Origin of the sequence: Ramlibacter sp. (assembly GCF_035655895.1) — a bacterium.
In the GTDB taxonomy this organism is placed as follows: Bacteria; Pseudomonadota; Gammaproteobacteria; order Burkholderiales; family Burkholderiaceae_C; genus Ramlibacter.
Map to the genome: position 1 here is coordinate 1,051,093 of NZ_DASRTN010000006.1, position 15,320 is coordinate 1,066,412.

Annotated in this window: 16 protein-coding genes; 10 read left to right on the forward strand and 6 right to left on the reverse strand. The window is 71.2% G+C overall.

Annotation, left to right across the window (positions count from 1 at the left end):
• Nucleotides 1-29 precede the first annotated feature (29 nt).
• A complete protein-coding gene (locus VFE82_RS08015; RefSeq protein WP_324999731.1) occupies nucleotides 30-1,169 on the forward strand; it encodes a glycosyltransferase in 1,140 nt (379 codons plus the stop codon).
• Nucleotides 1,170-1,235: 66 nt separating this feature from the next.
• Here the strand turns inward: VFE82_RS08015 and VFE82_RS08020 are convergent, their stop codons facing one another.
• Nucleotides 1,236-2,618, reverse strand: a complete 1,383-nt coding sequence (locus VFE82_RS08020) for a glycosyltransferase family 87 protein (RefSeq protein WP_324999732.1) — start codon at nucleotides 2,616-2,618, stop codon at nucleotides 1,236-1,238.
• 452 nt (nucleotides 2,619-3,070) lie between these two features.
• On the opposite strand from VFE82_RS08020, the gene VFE82_RS08025 reads away from it, so the two are divergent.
• Nucleotides 3,071-3,490 carry a hypothetical protein gene (locus VFE82_RS08025; protein ID WP_324999733.1) on the forward strand — a complete coding sequence of 140 codons (420 nt, stop codon included), beginning with the start codon at nucleotides 3,071-3,073 and terminating at the stop codon, nucleotides 3,488-3,490.
• A 67-nt stretch (nucleotides 3,491-3,557) separates the two neighbouring features.
• Here the strand turns inward: VFE82_RS08025 and VFE82_RS08030 are convergent, their stop codons facing one another.
• Complete coding sequence (locus VFE82_RS08030) at nucleotides 3,558-4,448, reverse strand: CoA transferase (protein ID WP_324999734.1); 891 nt, start codon at nucleotides 4,446-4,448, stop codon at nucleotides 3,558-3,560.
• A gap of 119 nt (nucleotides 4,449-4,567) precedes the next feature.
• Between VFE82_RS08030 and VFE82_RS08035 the strand changes: the two genes are divergently transcribed.
• Nucleotides 4,568-4,945, forward strand: a complete 378-nt coding sequence (locus tag VFE82_RS08035) for an HNH endonuclease signature motif containing protein (RefSeq protein ID WP_324999735.1) — start codon at nucleotides 4,568-4,570, stop codon at nucleotides 4,943-4,945.
• Between the two features lie 81 nt (nucleotides 4,946-5,026).
• On the opposite strand, the gene pobA is transcribed toward VFE82_RS08035, so the two are convergent.
• Nucleotides 5,027-6,202, reverse strand: coding sequence for a 4-hydroxybenzoate 3-monooxygenase (gene pobA, locus VFE82_RS08040; protein WP_324999736.1), 1,176 nt, complete (start codon nucleotides 6,200-6,202; stop codon nucleotides 5,027-5,029).
• A 140-nt stretch (nucleotides 6,203-6,342) separates the two neighbouring features.
• Here pobA and VFE82_RS08045 point away from each other — a divergent pair, with 140 nt between their 5' ends.
• From VFE82_RS08045 to VFE82_RS08075, 7 genes are all read left to right on the forward strand, one after another.
• On the forward strand, nucleotides 6,343-7,101 hold the full coding sequence (locus VFE82_RS08045; protein WP_324999737.1) for an IclR family transcriptional regulator domain-containing protein: 759 nt from the start codon (nucleotides 6,343-6,345) through the stop codon (nucleotides 7,099-7,101).
• 166 nt (nucleotides 7,102-7,267) lie between these two features.
• Nucleotides 7,268-7,909 (forward strand): peroxiredoxin, encoded by a 642-nt coding sequence (locus VFE82_RS08050; protein WP_324999738.1) that lies wholly within the window; start codon nucleotides 7,268-7,270, stop codon nucleotides 7,907-7,909.
• Between the two features lie 61 nt (nucleotides 7,910-7,970).
• A complete protein-coding gene (locus VFE82_RS08055) occupies nucleotides 7,971-8,960 on the forward strand; it encodes a sulfate ABC transporter substrate-binding protein (protein WP_324999739.1) in 990 nt (329 codons plus the stop codon).
• On the forward strand, nucleotides 8,960-9,841 hold the full coding sequence (cysT, locus tag VFE82_RS08060; RefSeq protein ID WP_324999740.1) for a sulfate ABC transporter permease subunit CysT: 882 nt from the start codon (nucleotides 8,960-8,962) through the stop codon (nucleotides 9,839-9,841). The genes VFE82_RS08055 and cysT overlap by 1 nt, the downstream gene beginning before the upstream one ends.
• Complete coding sequence (gene cysW / locus VFE82_RS08065) at nucleotides 9,838-10,719, forward strand: sulfate ABC transporter permease subunit CysW (protein WP_324999741.1); 882 nt, start codon at nucleotides 9,838-9,840, stop codon at nucleotides 10,717-10,719. Before cysT ends, cysW begins: the two co-directional genes overlap by 4 nt.
• Before the next feature lie 11 nt (nucleotides 10,720-10,730).
• Nucleotides 10,731-11,825, forward strand: a complete 1,095-nt coding sequence (locus VFE82_RS08070; RefSeq protein ID WP_324999742.1) for a sulfate ABC transporter ATP-binding protein — start codon at nucleotides 10,731-10,733, stop codon at nucleotides 11,823-11,825.
• Between the two features lie 34 nt (nucleotides 11,826-11,859).
• Nucleotides 11,860-12,384, forward strand: a complete 525-nt coding sequence (locus VFE82_RS08075; RefSeq protein WP_324999743.1) for a disulfide bond formation protein B — start codon at nucleotides 11,860-11,862, stop codon at nucleotides 12,382-12,384.
• A gap of 6 nt (nucleotides 12,385-12,390) precedes the next feature.
• Here the strand turns inward: VFE82_RS08075 and VFE82_RS08080 are convergent, their stop codons facing one another.
• From VFE82_RS08080 to argA, 3 genes are all read right to left on the reverse strand, one after another.
• Nucleotides 12,391-13,059: a phosphoribosyltransferase gene (locus VFE82_RS08080; protein ID WP_324999744.1), complete on the reverse strand. Its 669-nt coding sequence runs from the start codon at nucleotides 13,057-13,059 to the stop codon at nucleotides 12,391-12,393.
• Entirely contained in the window at nucleotides 13,056-13,739 is a 684-nt protein-coding gene (locus tag VFE82_RS08085) for an alpha/beta hydrolase (RefSeq protein WP_324999745.1), read from the reverse strand. Before VFE82_RS08085 ends, VFE82_RS08080 begins: the two co-directional genes overlap by 4 nt.
• Nucleotides 13,740-13,873: 134 nt before the next feature.
• Nucleotides 13,874-15,223: an amino-acid N-acetyltransferase gene (gene argA, locus VFE82_RS08090; protein ID WP_324999746.1), complete on the reverse strand. Its 1,350-nt coding sequence runs from the start codon at nucleotides 15,221-15,223 to the stop codon at nucleotides 13,874-13,876.
• Nucleotides 15,224-15,320: the final 97 nt, after the last annotated feature.

Here is a 15,320-nt window from a genome sequence, read left to right on the forward strand (position 1 = left end):
CCGGTGCGAAGGACCAGGAAAGGCCTGACATGAGCGTGCTGTTCGTCACCTCCAAGAGCCTGGGAGGCTCCGGCAAGTACATCACTGCGCTCGCCTCGGGCATCCGCCCGCGGGTGCAGTGCGAGCTGGTCTACTACCCCTCGGGCGTGTCGCAGGACGCCGAGCTCGAGGCGCCGTTCTCGCGCGTCCACCACTTCCCGCGCAAGCCCGGCTTCGACCCGGCCGCGATCGCCGCCGACATCCGCTTCGTCCTGGCGCTGCTGGCCACCGGCCGCTACGAGGCGGTGCACACCCACACCAGCCTGGGTGGCCTGATCGGCCGGCTGGCCGCGCGCGTGTGCCGCGTCCCGGTGAAGGTGATCCACACCCTGCATGCCTACGGCGCCGACGAGTTCACGCCCGTGCCGCAGAAGTGGGTCTACTGGAGCATCGAGAAGCTGCTGGACCGCATGACGCACCGCTACGTCTCGCCCTCGCGCTACACCCGCGAGTACGGGCGGCGCATCCACCTGATCGATGCCGCCAAGGCCCGCGTGATCCACAACTCGCTGCCGCTGCAGCCGCCCCAGGCATCGCGCGCGGGGCAGCGGCAGCGGCTGCGGGCCTCGCTCGGGCTTGCCGAGGGTGACACCCTGTTCCTGTTCTGCGGCCGCTTCGAACGGCAGAAGGGCGTCGACGTGCTGCTGCAGGCCGCCGCCCGGCTCGTGCCGCCGGCCCGTTTCGTGCTCGTGCTGTGCGGCACCGGGGAGCTCCAGGCCCGGCTGGAGCAGCAGGCGCGGTCGCTGGGCATTGCCGACCGGGTGGTGTGGGCCGGCTGGCAGGCCGACGTGCGCCCGTACTACGCGGCCGCCGACGTGTTCGTCATGCCCAGCCGGTGGGAGACCTTCGGTCTGGTGTTCCTGGAAGCCATGAACTACGGGCTGCCGATCCTGTCGACGCGCACCCAGGCCGTGCCGGAGGTGGTGGAGGACGGCGTGTGCGGCCTGCTGTCGCCCAGCGAGGACGCCGTCCAGCTGGCCGCCAACATGCAGACCCTGGCCGCCCGCGCCGACCTGCGCCGGCAGCTGGGGGCCAACGGGCGCCAGCGGCTCCTGCGGTCCTTCTCGTACGACGACTTCCTGCGATCGCACCTGGCGCTGTACCGGGAATGCGACGTGCGGGTCGCGTGACCGCCGGCCGGTCACCTGCCGCCCGGCGGGCGCACGTCCGGCTGCTCCCCGCGCGCTTGCCGTGGGTCACTGTTTCGACGCCGCCCGTCCTGCCCCTTGCAGGCCCGCGGCGCCCCAGGGCCGTGGCCTCCTGCCTGGTTCCATGGCCCGCCCCCGCATGGTGGGGCCGGAAGCCGCCAGGTGGGCGGCCACCAGGCCGAACGTCAGCAGGCCGCCGAACAGCAGGTGCGAGACGCCGATCGACCGGTACGCCGCCGCCAGGGCCGGATCGGTGAAGAACAGCGGCCGCACGAGCGGCATTGCCAGGACGATGGCGACCCAGCCCAGCACCCGCGCGGCCCGGCCCTGGCCCAGCCCGGTCGGGCCGAGAAGGAAGGCGATCGGCACCAGCAGCCACGCGTAGTAGTGCGACCAGGCGAGCGGGCTGGTCACCAGGGCCAGGCACAGCACCAGCAGGAACTGCAGGTCGCGCCGCTGCTCCACCTGGGCGGGAGCGTCGGCCGCACCGGTGGCCGCCCGCCGCCAGGCGAACGCCGCGGCCAGGAAGACCGCCGCGCGCAGCAGTTCGCCTGCCATGCGCTCCCCGTCGCCGACGCCCGTGAGCGTCGCCCAGACGTGCAGGTGCTGCTGCGCGCCGGGGTCCAGGCGCAGCACGAAGGCCGGCAGGGACTGGACGTTGAAGGCCGCCAGCCACTCCCTGCTGAACTTCAGGACGCTGAGCTCGAACCAGTGCTGGTTCAGCGTCCAGCCGGCCAGCAGGACCGACGCCAGCGCGAACCCGGCACCGACCACGGCAAAACCGGTGAGGCCCGCGAGGTCGCGGCGCAGCAGGAAGAACAGGCCGAACAGCGCCAGCGGCGGCTTGACGACAGCGCAGACGGCGAGCACGGCGCCCGCGGCGAGGGGCCGGCCGCCGCGCAGCAGGGCCAGGCCCGCGACCAGCCCGAACAGCACCATGTGGCTGGTGTTGCCTTCCTTGAGGCTGTACAGGAGCGGGCCGTTGCCGGCGAAGAGCAGGGCGAGCACGTAGCGCTCCCGCAGGCCGAGCCGGGCCACGCGGCACAGCAGCCACCAGGCGCCCACCGCCGCCGCCACGCCGAGTGCGGTGAAGACGAGAACGGCCCGCTCTTCCGCCAGCGCCGCGAGAGGGGCGAGGAGCCAGGCCACGGCCGGCAGGTTGACGAATCCGCTGACGCCCTTGTCCAGCAGTTCCTGCAACCGCTGCGGGTCCTCCAGGACGGCGCGGCCGGCGGGGTAGTAGGCAATGCGGAAATCGTTGAACAGGAAGCCGTCCGGTGGGTCGCTGGCGCGGACCGCCAGCACGGCCACCACGGCAATGCTGCCGGTCATGACGAACCTCTTCCATCCGTCCAAGGTGGGTGTCGAGGCCAGCCGGTGGATGACCAGCAGCCCGAGTGCCGTGGCGAGCAGGTGTGCGAGGAAGGCCATGTCCGTCCTTCGCATTCCAGCCGCCCGTCGCCGGGGCGTCAATCGCCGGCACCTCCCAGAACGCATGGGACAAAGCTGTGGTGGGCGCACCGGCCAGGCCCGCGCGAGCCGCGCTGCGACCAGCCGGCACCATGTCCGTCGTGTTTGTGCGCCGTGGCGCGGGAGAGGGCCTCGATGTCTTCCTTCCCCGGGGCTGCGCCGTTATCCTTGCGCCAACAACTCCGGGGGGCAGGGTCGTGGCAGCTGGTCTGGCGAGGCAGGGTGCCGTCCTCCTGGAGCGCGGAACACGCTGGTGGCGTTCCTCCGGTGGCGGGTCCGTTGTTCGCTGCCCGCTGTCGACTCCCACCGTCCACGCATGCCAGGAGACATCACTGCACCGCCATCCGCACGCACGCCGTTCGCAAGGGGTCTGCGTGTCATGACCACCGGCCTGGGGCCGTGGGTTGAACGTCATGGCCACCTGGCTGCATGGCGGCCGGCCGGCTTGGCGCGTGGCCGTGCTGCATGGCCTCGGCCGGTTGGAGGAAGCATGGGCCCCGACCTGTCGTTCGACGCGAGCACTCGACGGGGACGCGCCGCCAACGATGGAGATGGACAGGCGCGGCGCGGTGCCCTGGGGGGCGGCGATGCCTAGCCTGCGACGGGTCGCCGTGACGCTGCTGCTCGTGCCGGTCGTCTGCGCGCCGCTGGCGGTGGTGACCACCATCCTGTGCGCGCCGTTTTGGGAATGGTTCGAAGCTGCGACGGCGATCCAGTCGTACGGCCACCACGGCCCCGCGGAGTGGTGCTATCTGGTGACCTTTGCCGCACTCGTGGCGGCCGGCTGCGCGCTGGCGTTCATGGCAGGTCGGCGACCGGCGCCCCCGGCCTGACGCGTCGGCCCGGGCCCGACCGCACGTCCCGGTCACCGCTCCAGCCGGGGAAGGCGCCGCGCGGCCCTCAATCCAGCGTGTGCAGTGGAATGTCCTGCTCGGTCGCGAGCCGGTCGAGTTCGGCGCGACGCTTGCCGGCAAAGAACGCAGCGAGTGCCGCGTGGGTGGCCGGCTCGCGCATCGTCGCTGCATCGGCGCCGGGCCGACCCGCCGCCGCGCACAGCGCCGCGGCGAAATGCGGCTCGAGCGCGGCCACCGCCACCCGGCCGTCCTGGCACGGGTACACGCGGTAGCCGGCATGGGCGCCGCCAACCGCCCCGGCGGGGCGCGTCAGGCCCCAGTGCCGGGGCAGAGCCAGGTACGCCGCGGCATCGGACAGCGCCACCTCGATGTAGCGGCCGACCGGGTGGTTGTCGCCGGTGCCGGTGTACCGCTCGGCCTGCAGCAGCGCAGCCTGCAGCACGGCCTCGCTGGCCATCAGCGAGCCGGCCATGTCGGCGAACAGCGTGGCCGGCAGGGCCGTTCCCGACACCAGGTCGTGCTCGGCCAGGTAGGTGAGATCGTGTCCCGGCAGCTCGGCCTGGTCGCCGGAGCCACCGACGATCGCCACCTGGCACAGGGCGGGGAACCGCGTGTGCAGGGTCACCCAGTCCAGACCCAGCTTCTTCAGCGCCGACGGCCGGAACGAGGTGAGCAGCACGTCGGTGCGGGCCAGCTCGCGGTGCACGACGGCCTCGCCGTCCGGCGTCTTCAGGTCGGCCTGGACCACCTTGATGCCCTCGTGCAGCTCGGCATACGCCGCCGGCTCGTAGCGGGCCATCGGGTCGCCGGTGGGGGGCTCCAGCTTCACGCAGGTCGCGCCCATGCGCCGGCAGCGCATCAACGCGGCCGGGCCGGGCAGGTTGAGGGCCAGGCTGAGGATGCGGACCTGGTGCAGCGGGCGGAGAGCGGCGGGCATGGAAGAAGGCTAGCAGAGCGGTCGGGCACGTCGCCGGGGAGTTGCCGCAGGCGCCTCCGACGTCGCCGAGGGCAGCGGTCCGGCGCGGACTGGGGGATGGGGACGCACCGAGGCGCCCCATGGTCAAGCAAACTCGCGCGATGGCCACGGGCCGCATCAAGCGCCGCCGGCGCGACCAGATCCTCGACGCCTTGCCGCCAGCTGCCGCGGGTGATCCGACCTGCCCGTTGTGCGGCCGGCCGATTCCACCCTCCCAGCGCGATGCGCATCACCTGGTGCCGAAATCGCAAGGCGGTCGCGAGACGGCGCTGCTGCACCGCATCTGCCACCGGCAGGTCCATGCGCTGCTGAGCGAGGCGGAGCTGGCGCGCGACTACGCCAGCGCCGAGGCGCTGCTGGCGCATCCGGACGTGGCGAAGTTCGTCGACTGGGTGCGAACCAAGCCGCCGGACTTCATGGAACGGACGCGCCGGAGCAGCCGGCGGCGCGGCAGCTGAGCGGCCTCGCGGCAGGGCAGGGGCGTCCGCGTGGCCCAGGCGTCCGCGCGGCCGGTCGCGCAGGCCGGCACGTGGCACGGCTTACAGCGGCAGCCCGACGTAGTTCTCCGCCAGCGCGGTGGACGCCGCCCGCGAATGCACCAGGTAGTCCAGCTCGGCATCCTGCAGGCGCTGGCCGAAGGCGCCGGTGTCCGGGAAGCGGTGCATCAGCGAGGTGAGCCACCAGGAGAAGCGCTCGGCCTTCCACACGCGCTGCAGGGCGCGCGCCGAGTAGTGGTCCAGTCCGGTGGCGCTCTTCTCGCGGTAGTGCTCGATCAGCGCCGACGACAGGTACTTCACGTCGCTGGCCGCCAGGTTCAGGCCCTTGGCGCCGGTCGGGGGCACGATGTGGGCGGCATCGCCGGCCAGGAACAGCCGGCCGAAGCGCATCGGCTCGGCCACGAAGCTGCGCAGCGGCGCGATGCTCTTCTCGATCGACGGCCCGGTGACGATGCGCTCGGCCAGGTCGGGGTCGAGGCGGCGGCGCAGCTCGTCCCAGAAGCGCTGGTCGCTCCAGTCCTCGACCTTGTCGTCCAGCGGGCACTGCACGTAGTACCGGCTGCGCGTCAGGCTGCGCATCGAGCACAGCGAGAAGCCCCGCTCGCTGTTGCCGTAGACGATGGCGTGGGGCGACACCGGCGGCACGTCGGCCAGCACGCCGAGCCAGCCGAACGGGTAGACCTTCTCGTACTCGGTGACGTGGTCCTTGACGGCGGCGCGCGAGACGCCGTGGAAGCCGTCGCAGCCGGCGATGAAGTCGCAGGCGAGCTCCTCGGTGCGGCCGTCGTGCAGGTAGCGCACCAGCGGCCGCTCGCCGTCGAAGCCGTGCAGGCTGACGTCGCGCGCCTCGTAGACCGTGGGCAGCCCGGCGGCCTGCCGTGCCGCCATCAGGTCGCGCGTCAACTCGGTCTGGCCGTACGCCGTGACAACCTTGCCGCCGGTCAGACCGGCGACGTCGATGGGATGCCGCTCGCCCTGGAACACCAGCTCGATCGCGTGGTGCACCGTGCCTTCCGCGTGCAACCGCTCGCCGATGCCGGCTTCGTCCATGAGGTCGACGGTGACCTGCTCCAGGATGCCGGCACGGATGCGCCCGAGGACGTAATCTGCGGTCTGGCGCTCGAGGATCACGGTGTCGATGCCGGCCTTGTGCAGCAACTGGCCGAGCAGCAGCCCGGCGGGGCCGGCGCCGATGATCGCCACCTGGGTCTTGCGCATGGAGTCTCCTGGGAAGTGCTGGGAAGTCGTGTCGCCCAGCTTAGGCGCGCAGAACCGCCGCCAGCCGGCCGGGACCGCAACCGTTGTGCGATCATCGCGCAGCTGTGCGGTGATCGCGCAGCGCCTGCACGGACCGCCGCATGGACATCGCACGCGCCGACTTCATCGAGGGCATGGCCAAGGGCATGGCCGTGCTGGAGAGCTTCGACACCGAACGCCAGCGGCTCAATGCCACGCTGGCCTCGCAGCGCGCCGGCATCACGCGCGCCGCTGCGCGGCGCCACCTGCTGACGCTGGCGCACCTGGGCTACCTGGAGACGGATGGCAGCTGGTTCTGGCTCTCGCCCAAGGTGCTGCGCTTTTCCGGCAGCTACCTCGCGTCGGCGCGGCTGCCGCGCATCGTGCAGCCGATGCTCGACCGGCTGGCGGCGCGCACCGGCGAGGCGTTCTCGGTCGTGGTGCTCGACGGCGACCAGGTGGTGATCGTGGCGCGCAGCGGGCCCACGCGCCTGCTGGCCTACGGCCTGCACCTGGGCGCCCGCCTGCCGGCCCACGCCACCTCGACGGGGCGCGTCCTGCTCGCGTCGCGGCCGCGTGCCGAATTCAATGCCTGGCTGCGCGGCCGTGCGCTGCCCCGCCTGACGGCGCTCACCACGGTCGAGCCGAAGAAGCTGAAGCTGCTGGTGCAGCAGGTGCGCGAGCAGGACTGGTGCGCCGCCAGCGAGGAGCACGAGGTGGGTGTGCATGCGGTGGCCGTCCCGCTGCGCAACATGGCCGGCCAGGTGCTGGCGGCGCTCAACGTGGTCACCGCGCGCGAGCGGCTGCAGCCGCCGGTGCTGCAGCGCGACCTGCTGCCCGTGCTGCAGGAGGCCGCCCGCGAAGCCCGTCCGCTGCTGTGAGGCCTGCCGGCGCGCCAGGCGTCGCGCCGCAAGGCTCCAGGGCTGCTCGGCTGCTCGGCCGCCTGCCCGCATATGCGAGCCCGCGGATAAACAAACAACGAAAGCTTCGTTGGCTTTTTATAACCGGAACTGCAGAATTGTTGCTCTCTTTATACGTGGACAAGACATGGCGACTCTGCGTCTGGGCGACATCGCTCCCGATTTCCGGCAGGACTCCACCCAGGGCCTGATCTCCTTCCACCAGTGGGCGGGCGACGCCTGGGTCGTGCTGTTCTCGCATCCCGCCGACTTCACCCCGGTGTGCACCACCGAGCTGGGCAAGACCGCGGCCCTGTCGGGGGAGTTCGCGCGCCGCGGCGTCAAGCCGATCGCCGTCAGCGTCGATCCGGTCGCGTCGCACCTGCAGTGGGTGGCCGACATCAACGACACCCAGTCCACCACCGTCGACTTCCCGATCCTGGCCGATGCCGACCGCCAGGTGGCCACGCTGTACGACATGATCCACCCCAACGCCCTGGCCAACGCCACGGTGCGCAGCGTGTTCATCATCGATCCCAAGAAGGTGATCCGCGCGACGCTGACCTACCCGGCGGGCACCGGCCGCAACTTCGACGAGATCCTGCGCGTGATCGACTCGCTGCAGCTGACCGACAGCCACAAGGTCGCGACGCCGGCCAACTGGAAGGACGGCGACGACGTCGTGATCCTGCCCAGCCTGCAGGATCCGGCCGAGCTGGCCCAGCGCTTCCCCAAGGGCTTCCGCGCCGTTCGGCCGTACCTGCGCCTGACGCCGCAGCCGAATCGATAAGCGGCGACAATCCCGCCCCGACCCGGGCTCGAGACCCGGGCAACCTCCGAAGGACCTTCCCATGCATGCCAAGCTCTTCGTCGCCGCCCTGGCCCTGGCCGCCAGCGGCCTGGCCTCCGCACAGCAGACCCTGCTGAACGTCTCGTACGACGTCGCCCGCGAGTTCTACAAGGACATCAACGCTGCCTTCGTGCCGTACTACAAGAAGACCGCCGGCAAGGACGTGAAGATCGAGCAGTCGCACGCCGGCTCCAGCGCCCAGGCGCGCGCCGTGGCCGACGGCCTCGACGCCGACGTGGTGACGATGAACACCACCACCGACGTGGAGTTCCTCGCGGACAAGGGCGTGGTCGCCAAGGACTGGGCCAAGCGCTTCCCGGACAACGCCGCGCCGACCACCTCGACCATGCTGTTCCTGGTGCGCGACGGCAATCCCAAGGGGATCAAGGACTGGGACGACCTGGTCAAGCCCGGCGTGCAGGTGGTGGTGGTCAACCCCAAGACCGGCGGCAACGGCCGCTACGCCTACCTGGCCGCCTGGGGCGCGGTGAAGAAGAAGGGCGGCACCGACGACCAGGCCCGCGAGTTCCTGACCAGGCTGTACAAGAACGTGCCGGTGCTGGCCCGCGGCGGCCGCGATGCGACCACGGCCTTCCTGCAGCGCAACACCGGTGACGTGCTGATCACCTTCGAATCCGAGGTCGAGTCGGTCAACCGCGAGTTCGGCAACGGCAAGGTCGACGTGGTCTACCCGTCCACCAGCATCGTGGCCGAGAACCCGGTCGCGGTGGTCGAGCGCACGGTGGCCAAGAAGGGCACGGCCGACCTGGCCAAGGCCTACCTGAACTTCCTGTACTCCGACGAAGGGCAGGAGATCGCCGCCAAGCACTCGATCCGCCCGCGCAACCCCAAGATCCTGGCCAAGTACGAGAAGACCTTCCGCCCGATCAAGCTGTTCACCGTGCAGGAGCAGTTCGGTTCGCTGTCGGAAGCGCAGAAGGTGCACTTCAACGACGGCGGGCAGTTCGACAAGATCTACACGGTGAAGTGATGGCGGCTTCCACCGCGGCGATCGCCGCGCCGCTGCCGGCGGCCGCATCGCGCGGGCGCAGCGGCAGCCGCAAGGTGCTGCCGGGGTTCAACCTCACGCTCGGGTACACCCTGCTGTACCTGAGCCTGGTGGTCCTGATCCCGCTGTCGGCGCTCGTCCTCAAGACCTTCACCCTGAGCTGGGACCAGTTCTGGGCGGCCGTCAGCTCGCCGCGCGTGCTGGCCTCCTACCGGCTCACGTTCGGCGCGTCCTTCCTCGCGGCGCTGGTGAACGTGGTGTTCGGCCTGCTGGTCGCCTGGGTGCTGGTGCGCTACACCTTCCCGGGCAAGAAGATCGTCGACGCCCTGGTCGACCTGCCGTTCGCGCTGCCCACCGCCGTCGCCGGCATCTCGCTGACGGCCCTGCTGGCCGGCAACGGGTGGATCGGCCAGTACCTCGAGCCGCTGGGGATCAAGCTGGCCTTCAGCCCGAATGGCGTGGTCATCGCGCTGATCTTCATCGGCCTGCCGTTCGTCGTGCGCACGGTGCAGCCGGTGCTGGAGGACACCGAGCGCGAGCTCGAGGAGGCCGCCATGTCGCTGGGCGCCACGCGCTGGCAGACCTTCAGCCGGGTGATCCTGCCCTCGATTGCGCCGGCGCTGCTGACCGGCTTCGCGATGGCATTCGCCCGCGCCATCGGCGAGTACGGCTCGGTGATCTTCATCGCCGGCAACATGCCCATGGTCTCGGAGATCACGCCGCTGATCATCATCGGCAAGCTGGAGCAGTACGACTACGCCGGTGCCACCGCCGTGGCGACGGTGATGCTGCTCATGTCGTTCGTGCTGCTGATGGTCATCAACGGCCTGCAGGCGTGGCAGCGGCGCAGGGCGGGCACATGAGCGACCTTCGCAAGAAGCGCGTGGCCACCACCGAGGCCCGCTGGGTGCGCCGCACGCTGATCGGCATCGCGCTCGTGTTCCTGTTCCTGTTCCTGGTGCTGCCGCTGGCCGCCGTGTTCACCGAGGCACTGCGCAAGGGGGCGGGCGCCTACCTCGAGGCGCTCAGGGAGCCGGACGCCTGGTCGGCCATCCGCCTGACGCTCATCACGACGGCGCTCGCGGTGCCGCTGAACCTGGTGTTCGGCGTCGCCGCCGCCTGGTGCATCGCCAAGTACGAGTTCCGCGGCAAGGCCTTCCTCACCACGCTGGTCGACCTGCCGTTCTCGGTGTCGCCGGTGGTCTCGGGCCTGATCTACGTGCTGGTGTTCGGCGCGCAGGGCTGGCTGGGCCCCTGGCTGGCCGCGCACGACGTCAAGATCATCTTCGCGGTGCCGGGGATCGTGCTGGCCACCATCTTCGTGACCTTCCCGTTCATCGCGCGCGAGCTGATCCCGCTGATGCAGGCGCAGGGCAACGAGGAGGAGCAGGCCGCCATCGTGCTTGGCGCGAGCGGCTGGCAGACCTTCTGGCACGTGACGCTGCCCAACATCAAGTGGGGCCTGATCTACGGCGTGATCCTGTGCAATGCGCGCGCCATGGGCGAGTTCGGCGCGGTCTCGGTGGTGTCGGGCCACATCCGCGGCCAGACCAACACCATGCCGCTGCACGTGGAGATCCTCTACAACGAATACCAGTCGGTGGCGGCCTTCTCGGTGGCCTCGCTGCTGGCGCTGCTCGCGCTGGTGACCCTGGCGATCAAGAGCGTGGCCGAGTGGCGGCAGGAGCGCGCCATGGCCGCGGTGGCCGAGCTGCCGCCGGAGCGGCCGCAGGCCGCGTGAAGGACAAGCACATGAGCATCGAAATCCGCAATGTCAGCAAGCAGTTCGGCGAGTTCCACGCGCTGCGCGACGTCTCCCTGGACATCCAGTCCGGCGAGCTGATGGCGCTGCTGGGCCCCTCGGGCTGCGGCAAGACCACGCTGCTGCGCATCATCGCCGGCCTGGAGACGGCCGACGCCGGCAGCATCCTGTTCGCCGGCGAGGACACGACCGACGTGCACGTGCGCGAGCGCCAGGTGGGCTTCGTGTTCCAGCACTACGCGCTGTTCCGGCACATGACGGTGTTCGAGAACGTCGCCTTCGGCCTGCGCGTCAAGCCGCGCGGCCAGCGTCCGAGCGAGGCGCAAATCAGGAAGAAGGTGCACGACCTGCTCGGCCTGGTGCAGCTGGACTGGCTGGCCGACCGCTTCCCCTCGCAGCTGTCGGGCGGCCAGCGCCAGCGCATCGCCCTGGCCCGGGCGCTGGCGGTCGAGCCCAGGGTGCTGCTGCTGGACGAGCCGTTCGGCGCGCTCGATGCGAAGGTGCGCAAGGAGCTGCGCCGCTGGCTGCGCCGCCTGCACGACGAACTGCACGTGACCAGCATCTTCGTCACGCACGACCAGGAGGAGGCGCTCGAGGTCGCCGACCGGGTGGTGCTGATGAACGCCGGCCGGGTCGAGCAGGTCGGCTCGCCGCAGGATGTCTGGGACCACCCGGCCAGCCCGTTCGTCTACGGCTTCCTGGGCGACGTGAACATGTTCCACGGCCGTGCCCACCAGGGCGAGGTGCACCTGGACGGCCTGCAGATCGACTCGCCGGAGCATGCGGACGCCCAGAACCAGAAGGCGTTCGCCTACGTGCGGCCGCACGACCTGGACGTGCAGCGGTACGCGCCCGGCGCGCAGGGCATCGTGGTGCAGCTGTCGCGGGCCATCGTGGTGGGGCCGATCGCCCGGCTGGAACTTCTGCCTGCCGAAGACAACCAATCGGTCAACCCCGGCAGCAAGGATCCCGTCATCGAGGCGCAGATTCCTGCGCAACAATTCAGGGACCTGGGGTTCAGGGAGGGCGAGACGCTGGTGGTGACGCCGCGCCGCGCCCGGGTGTTCGTCGAGGGCGCGGCCTGACCGGTGGCGCACCCGCCACGGTAGGAGAAGCTTCTTGTTCGATTGGTTGTCCGCGGCCCCGCGCCGTTCCCTGGCGCTGGTGTGCGCCGCCTGCCTGGGCATGCTGGCCTTCGCGCTCTACCTGCAGCACGTCCTCGGCCTGGAGCCGTGCCCGATGTGCATCGTGCAGCGCTACGCGCTGATCCTGGTGGCCGTGTTCGCCGGCCTCGGCGCCGTCCTGCGCAGCCGCGGCGGCTGGATCGCCACCGGCCTGCTCGGCCTGCTGGCCGCCGGCTTCGGTGCATTCGTCGCCGCGCGCCAGAGCTGGCTGCAGTGGTATCCGCCCGAGATCGCCTCGTGCGGCCGCGACTTCTACGGGATGATCGAGACCTTCCCGCTCAAGCGGGCCGTCCCGATGATCTTCCGCGGCAGCGGCGACTGCACCAAGGTGGACTGGACCTTCCTGGGCGGCTCCATCGCGAACTGGTCGTTCGTGGCGTTCGCCGCCTTCGCTCTGGCCTTCCTGCTGCTGCTGGCACGCCAGTTGCGCGGCGCGCCGGCCCGCCACGCGGTGGCCTGAGCGGCCTCAGCCTTCCGCCGGCGCCGGCCGGCGCGTGCGCGCCGCTTCCAGCAGGGCGCGCACCTCGTGGTCCTCGCACTGCACGAAGCGCTCGTACCAGAGCCCCACGGCCTGGAACGGCTCGGGCTGGGCGGGGCATACCAGCTCGTCGCAGGCCGCCCGCAGGCGCCGGCAGGTCTGGGGCGCGCCCACCGGCGCCGCCAGGCACAGCCAGCGGGGCTGCCGTTCGCGCAAGGCCCGCGCCGCCGCTTCCATGGTGGCGCCGGTGGCGAGCCCGTCGTCGACCACGATGACGGTCCGCCCGGCAATGGGCGGCGGGGGCTGCTCGCCCCGGTACAGGCGCTCGCGCCGCTGCAGCTCGGCGCCTTCCTGCGCCGCCACCGCTTCCACCGCTTCCGGCGGCACCGGGAAGGGCAGCCGGTTCATCACCCGGATGCCGCCGCTGGCGATCGCCCCCATTGCATATTCCGGCTGGCCCGGCAGGCCCAGCTTGCGCACGACCAGCACGTCGAGCGGCGCCCGCAGCGCCGTCGCCACTTCGCAGGCGACCGGGACACCGCCGCGCGGCAGCGCCAGCACGAGCAGGTCGTCGCGGCCCCGCAGGTGGTCCAGCGCGGCCGCGAGCACGCGCCCGGCCTGTTGCCGGCCCGCATACGGCACGCCAGGCCCGGTCATGCGGCCACCGGCTGGGGCAAAAGGTGCCGGGCGAACCAGGCCGTGGCCAGCGCGCCGACCCGGTCGAGCGTGCCCGGTTCCTCGAACAGGTGGCCGGCGCCGGGCACCACCTCCAGCGCACGGGGGCAGTGCAGCCGCTCGAGCGCGACCCGGTTCAGTGCCAGCACCTCGGCATCGTTGCCGCCGGCGATGAGCAGGGTGGGGGCCGTCACCGCGTCCAGCACCGCGGCGCCAGCCAGGTCGGGCCGGCCGCCGCGCGACACCACGGCCGCCACCCGCGGCCCCAGCTTGGCCGCCGCGATCAGGGCCGCGGCGCTGCCGGTGCTGGCGCCGAACAGGCCCAGAGCCGAGCCGGCGAGCTGCGGCTCCTTCCCGATCCAAGTGGCTGCGTCCAGCAGCCGGTGGCTGAGCAGGGGAATGTCGAACCGCAGATGGCCGGTGCGCGCATCGACCGCCTCCTCGGCCGGCGTGAGCAGGTCCAGCAGCAGGGTGCCGATGCCGGCGGCCTGCAGGTGCGCGGCCACGCGCCGGTTGCGGCTGCTGTGCCGGCCGCTGCCGCTGCCGTGCGAGAACAGCACGAGCGCACGCGACTCCGGCGGCAGGACCAGGTCGCCGGTCAGGTGGACCGTGCCCGTGGGCAGCCGGATCTCGGTTGCCGCGTGCGTCGAAGGAAGGGCCATGGCGGTGCTCCTCGGCGTTCGCCCGCCGCAGCGCGGTGGTGCTGGGGCGGGGCTTGCCAGGACGACAGGTTAGGCGACCGCACCGCAAAGTCCAGCTCGGCCGCGGCGCCCCACCGGCCGGCACCGCCGCGCGCTCAGGCCAGCTTCTTCACGAACACCAGGCTCTTGCGGTTCCAGTTGTACTTGCGCTTGCGGGCTTCGGGCAGCCAGTCGGGCTCGACCTGCACGAAGCCGCGCTTGAGGAACCAGTGCATGGTGCGGGTGGTGAGCACGAAGATGCTGTCCAGGCCCATCGCCTTGGCCCGCTGCTCGACCCGCTTGAGGATCTTCTCGCCGTCGCCCTGGCCCTGGCTCTGCGGCGAGACGGTCAGCGCCGCCATCTCGCCGGTGCGCGCCTCCGGGTAGGGGTAGAGCGCCGCGCACGCGAAGATCACGCCGTCGTGCTCGATGATGCTGTAGTTGGCGATGTCGCGCTCGATCTCGGTGCGCTCGCGCCGCACCAGCGTGCCGTCGCGCTCGAACGGCTCGATCAGCTGCAGGATGCCGCCGATGTCCTCGGCCGTGGCCTCGCGCAGGCTCTCCAGCTTCTCGTCGATGACCATGGTGCCGATGCCGTCGTGCACGTAGATCTCCAGCAGCAGCGAGCCGTCGACCGCGAACGGCAGGATGTGGCTGCGCTCGACGCCGGCCTTGCAGGCCTTCACGCAGTGCTGCAGGTAGAACGCGGTGTCGGTGGGCTGCTGCGGATTGGGCAGCGCCGCCAGCAGCTGCTCGGCAGCCGCCAGCGGCAGCTCGGTGTCGATCGGGTTGTCCTCGGACTCGGGCTGGCCCGGGTGGATGCGGATGCCGGGAATCTCGGTCAGGAACACCAGCTTGTCGGCCTGCAGGGCGATGGCCACGCTGGTGGCGACCTCCTCCATCGTCAGGTTGAACGCCTCGCCGGTCGGCGAGAACCCGAACGGCGACAGCAGCACCATCGCGCCGTGGTCGAGGGTGCGACGGATGCCGGCGACGTCGACCTTGCGCACCAGGCCGGAATGCTTGAAGTCGACGCCGTCGACGATGCCCACCGGACGGGCGGTGATGAAGTTGCCGGAGATCACGCGCACCGTGGAGCCGGCCATCGGGGTGTTGGGCAGCCCCATGCTGAAGGCCGCCTCGATCTCGTAGCGCAGCTGGCCGGCGGCCTCCTGGGCGCAGTCGAGCGCCACTTCGTCGGTGATGCGCATGCCGTGCGAGTAGCGGGCCTCGTGGCCCTTGGCACGCAGCTGCTCGTTGACCTGCGGACGGAAGCCGTGCACCAGCACCACCTTGACGCCCATGCTCTGGATCAGGGCCAGGTCCTGGGCGATGGCCTGCAGCTTGCCGGCCGCGACCGCCTCGCCGGCGATGCCGACCACGAAGGTCTTGCCCCGGTGCATGTGGATGTAGGGCGCCACCGACCGGAACCAGGGCACGAAGGTGAAATTGAAAACGGTGGACATCGACGGGAGCGGGGCAGGGCCCGCGGGGGATGGCAGCTTCAACAGAACAGTGTAAGGTAAGCGACCTCGCTGTCGGGGTGCTTCTCACGGGTGCTGC

Bases quoted from the DNA above. Each gene is read 5' to 3' on its own strand.
- VFE82_RS08015 (WP_324999731.1), top strand. From the start codon at position 30: ATGAGCGTGCTGTTCGTCACCTCCAAGAGCCTGGGAGGCTCCGGCAAG.
- VFE82_RS08020 (WP_324999732.1), bottom strand. From the start codon at position 2,618: ATGGCCTTCCTCGCACACCTGCTCGCCACGGCACTCGGGCTGCTGGTC.
- VFE82_RS08025 (WP_324999733.1), top strand. From the start codon at position 3,071: ATGGCCACCTGGCTGCATGGCGGCCGGCCGGCTTGGCGCGTGGCCGTG.
- VFE82_RS08030 (WP_324999734.1), bottom strand. From the start codon at position 4,448: ATGCCCGCCGCTCTCCGCCCGCTGCACCAGGTCCGCATCCTCAGCCTG.
- VFE82_RS08035 (WP_324999735.1), top strand. From the start codon at position 4,568: ATGGTCAAGCAAACTCGCGCGATGGCCACGGGCCGCATCAAGCGCCGC.
- pobA (WP_324999736.1), bottom strand. From the start codon at position 6,202: ATGCGCAAGACCCAGGTGGCGATCATCGGCGCCGGCCCCGCCGGGCTG.
- VFE82_RS08045 (WP_324999737.1), top strand. From the start codon at position 6,343: ATGGACATCGCACGCGCCGACTTCATCGAGGGCATGGCCAAGGGCATG.
- VFE82_RS08050 (WP_324999738.1), top strand. From the start codon at position 7,268: ATGGCGACTCTGCGTCTGGGCGACATCGCTCCCGATTTCCGGCAGGAC.
- VFE82_RS08055 (WP_324999739.1), top strand. From the start codon at position 7,971: ATGCATGCCAAGCTCTTCGTCGCCGCCCTGGCCCTGGCCGCCAGCGGC.
- cysT (WP_324999740.1), top strand. From the start codon at position 8,960: ATGGCGGCTTCCACCGCGGCGATCGCCGCGCCGCTGCCGGCGGCCGCA.
- cysW (WP_324999741.1), top strand. From the start codon at position 9,838: ATGAGCGACCTTCGCAAGAAGCGCGTGGCCACCACCGAGGCCCGCTGG.
- VFE82_RS08070 (WP_324999742.1), top strand. From the start codon at position 10,731: ATGAGCATCGAAATCCGCAATGTCAGCAAGCAGTTCGGCGAGTTCCAC.
- VFE82_RS08080 (WP_324999744.1), bottom strand. From the start codon at position 13,059: ATGACCGGGCCTGGCGTGCCGTATGCGGGCCGGCAACAGGCCGGGCGC.
- VFE82_RS08085 (WP_324999745.1), bottom strand. From the start codon at position 13,739: ATGGCCCTTCCTTCGACGCACGCGGCAACCGAGATCCGGCTGCCCACG.
- argA (WP_324999746.1), bottom strand. From the start codon at position 15,223: ATGTCCACCGTTTTCAATTTCACCTTCGTGCCCTGGTTCCGGTCGGTG.